The organism is Streptomyces sp. C (assembly GCF_000158895.1).
Classification (GTDB): Bacteria; Actinomycetota; Actinomycetes; order Streptomycetales; family Streptomycetaceae; genus Streptomyces; species Streptomyces racemochromogenes.
This window is the reverse complement of sequence record NZ_GG657750.1, coordinates 7112976-7115417: the sequence shown is the minus strand read 5'-3', so window position 1 is coordinate 7115417 and position 2442 is coordinate 7112976. Positions and strand designations below refer to the sequence as shown.

The 2442-nt window shown below is 70.6% G+C and carries 3 protein-coding genes; 2 read left to right on the top strand and 1 reads right to left on the bottom strand.

Annotation, left to right across the window (positions count from 1 at the left end; genetic code table 11):
• A partial coding sequence (locus tag SSNG_RS44300; protein ID WP_042802467.1) for an Ig-like domain-containing protein occupies positions 1-475 on the bottom strand: 475 nt, incomplete at its 3' end.
• Between the two features lie 177 nt (positions 476-652).
• Here SSNG_RS44300 and SSNG_RS31815 point away from each other — a divergent pair.
• Together SSNG_RS31815 and SSNG_RS31810 are read left to right on the top strand one after the other, a co-directional pair.
• A complete protein-coding gene (locus SSNG_RS31815; protein ID WP_007268055.1) occupies positions 653-1273 on the top strand; it encodes an L-threonylcarbamoyladenylate synthase in 621 nt (206 codons plus the stop codon).
• 429 nt (positions 1274-1702) lie between these two features.
• Positions 1703-2442 (top strand): AfsR/SARP family transcriptional regulator (locus tag SSNG_RS31810; protein ID WP_042804453.1); only part of this gene is annotated, 740 nt, incomplete at its 3' end.

The following is a 2442-nucleotide window of genomic DNA, read 5'->3' as shown; positions in this document are numbered from 1 at the left end:
CGGTGTAGCCCTCCCCCGCGCGCAGGGGCTCGGTGTTGCGCCAGTGCTCGCCGTCCGGGCCGAGTTCACCGGCGAGGTGGCGGCCGTGCCCGTCGGTGACGGTGACGTCGGTGAGGCGGCCGGCCTCCGCACGGGCGAGGCTGATCTCCAGCGGGGAACCCGCGTCCGTGGGGAGTTCGCCGGCGTCGTCGAGGGCCGGGTCCCACAGGACGGTGCCGCCCCGGGGGGTGGCGAGCACCCGCTGCTCCTGCCAGGTGCCGCAGCCGCCGCCGCGGAAGGCTCCGGCGGCGCACCACACGGCGTCGTCCGCGCGGACCCCGCCGTCCAGGGCGTGGCCGACCAGGAGGGTGACCGCGGCCTCCGGGGCGGCGCCGGGGGGTGCGGCTGCGGCCGTGCCGCCGGGTGCGTGGGTGAGGGCCAGCGCGGCGGCCCCCGTCACCGCGGTGACCGCGGTCCACGTCTTCGTCCGTGACATCGCCACACAGCCCTCCACCTTTGTCCTCCGGCCGGATGGCAGCATCAAAGAGGACGGGAAGCCGAACTGATGATCATAAACTCGGCGCTGCGCCCGAACGGGCGTCCCAAGTGAACCCGGACGGAGTACCGCGCGCGAGCTCCGGAGTGCGGCGGTCCGGTCCCGTACGCTCGGCGGATGGCGAAGTACTTCGACGTTCACCCCGAGAATCCCCAGCGGCGCACCCTCACCGGCGTGGTGGACTCCCTCCGCTCCGGCGCGCTCATCGCGTACCCCACGGACTCCTGTTTCGCGCTGGGCTGCCAGCTGGGCAACCGCGACGGCCTCGCGCGGATCCGGTCGATCCGCAACCTCGACGACAAGCACCACTTCACCCTCGTGTGCCAGAACTTCGCCCAGCTGGGGCAGTTCGTGTACGTGGACAACGACGTGTTCCGGGCCGTCAAGGCGGCGACCCCGGGCGCCTACACCTTCATCCTGAAGGCCACCTCGGAGGTACCGCGCCAGCTGATGCACCCGAAGAAGAAGACGGTCGGGGTCCGGATCCCGGACCACCTCGTCGCGCAGGCCCTGCTCGCCGAGCTGGGCGAGCCGCTCGTCTCCAGCACCCTGCTGCTGCCGGACGAGGACGAGCCGCTGACCCAGGGCTGGGAGATCAAGGAGCGGCTCGACCACGTGGTGGACGCCGTCGTCGACTCCGGGGACTGCGGCACCCGGCCGACCACCGTCATCGACTTCTCCGGCGGCGGGGCGGAGATCCTGCGCCGCGGCGCGGGCGACACCGCGCGCTTCGAGTAGTCCTCCCGCGGTCCTCCTGCGACGGCGGATTCCGGTTCCGGACCACTATCCGGAATCCGCCAATCCGCCACCCGATCCGGCCATGCCGGAGCCGACCGGGAATGCTCGCCCTCTCCACGCTCAAGCGATCCTTTATCGCGACTCGTTTAGCTGTGAACAGAATTGACGAACCGGCGGTAACTCCACGGATCCCCGGAGTGACGGAGAGGAGGATAAGGCCGGGTGCGCCGGAATTGATCCGTATCCGAACTCGACTTTTTCAAGATCCGTTCTGTAGGGTTCCAGTTATTCACCGCCCAACGGGGGGCGGCGAGCTGCCTCGGGCGCTGGTCCGGACTTTTCCGGAGGCCTGTCCGTCCTGGCGGCTCGCGGGAACGACGCCCCCGTCACGCTCATTTGCGACACGTGACCCGACACGGGGGACCATCAATGCGGTTCCAGCTTTTGGGGCCCTTGAGTATTGCGCACGGCCCCGAGACTGTAGTTCTCAAACCATCCAAACCGACCAGCCTCCTCGCCGCCCTTCTGCTCCACCCCGGCGCCGTGGTTTCCACCGGCTATCTGCTGCGTGCCGTATGGGACGAGGAACCTCCCGCGACCGCCCGGGCCGCACTGCAGACCTGTGTGCTGCGGCTGCGCAGGTTATTCGAGAAATACGGCATATCCGCGACCACCATCGAAGCCGTGCCGGGCGGTTACCGGATGCACAACGACACCGAAACGCTCGACCTCGCCCTGTTCCGGTTCCTGACCGCGCAGGCACGGGCCGCCGCCGGCAGCACCCAGGAGCTGTACCGGCTGCGCGAGGCCCTCTCCCTCTGGCAGGGCCAACCCCTGTCGAACGTGGCCTCGGGCATGCTCCAGCGGGACGCGGTGCCGGCCCTCGAACAGGAGCGGCTGCGGGTCCTGGAGCGGGTCTGCGACCTCGAACTGGCCGCCGGGAACTGCCACCAGGTGCTCGTCGACCTGTACGAGGGCGCCCGCCACCGGCCCGTCCGCGAGCGCTTCACCGAACAGCTCGTCGAGGCCCTCTACCGCACCGGCCGGCAGGCGGAGGCGCTGGCCGAGTACCGCGCCGTGCGCGAGCGGCTGCGCGACGAACTCGGCGTCGACCCCGGGCCGGGCCTGCGCCGCCTGGAGCTGGCGATCCTGCGGGCCGAGGAACTCGG

What these genes read in the sequence shown, in the direction of transcription:
- SSNG_RS31815 (WP_007268055.1), top strand. Translation starts at nt 653, where the DNA reads ATGGCGAAGTACTTCGACGTTCACCCCGAGAATCCCCAGCGGCGCACC.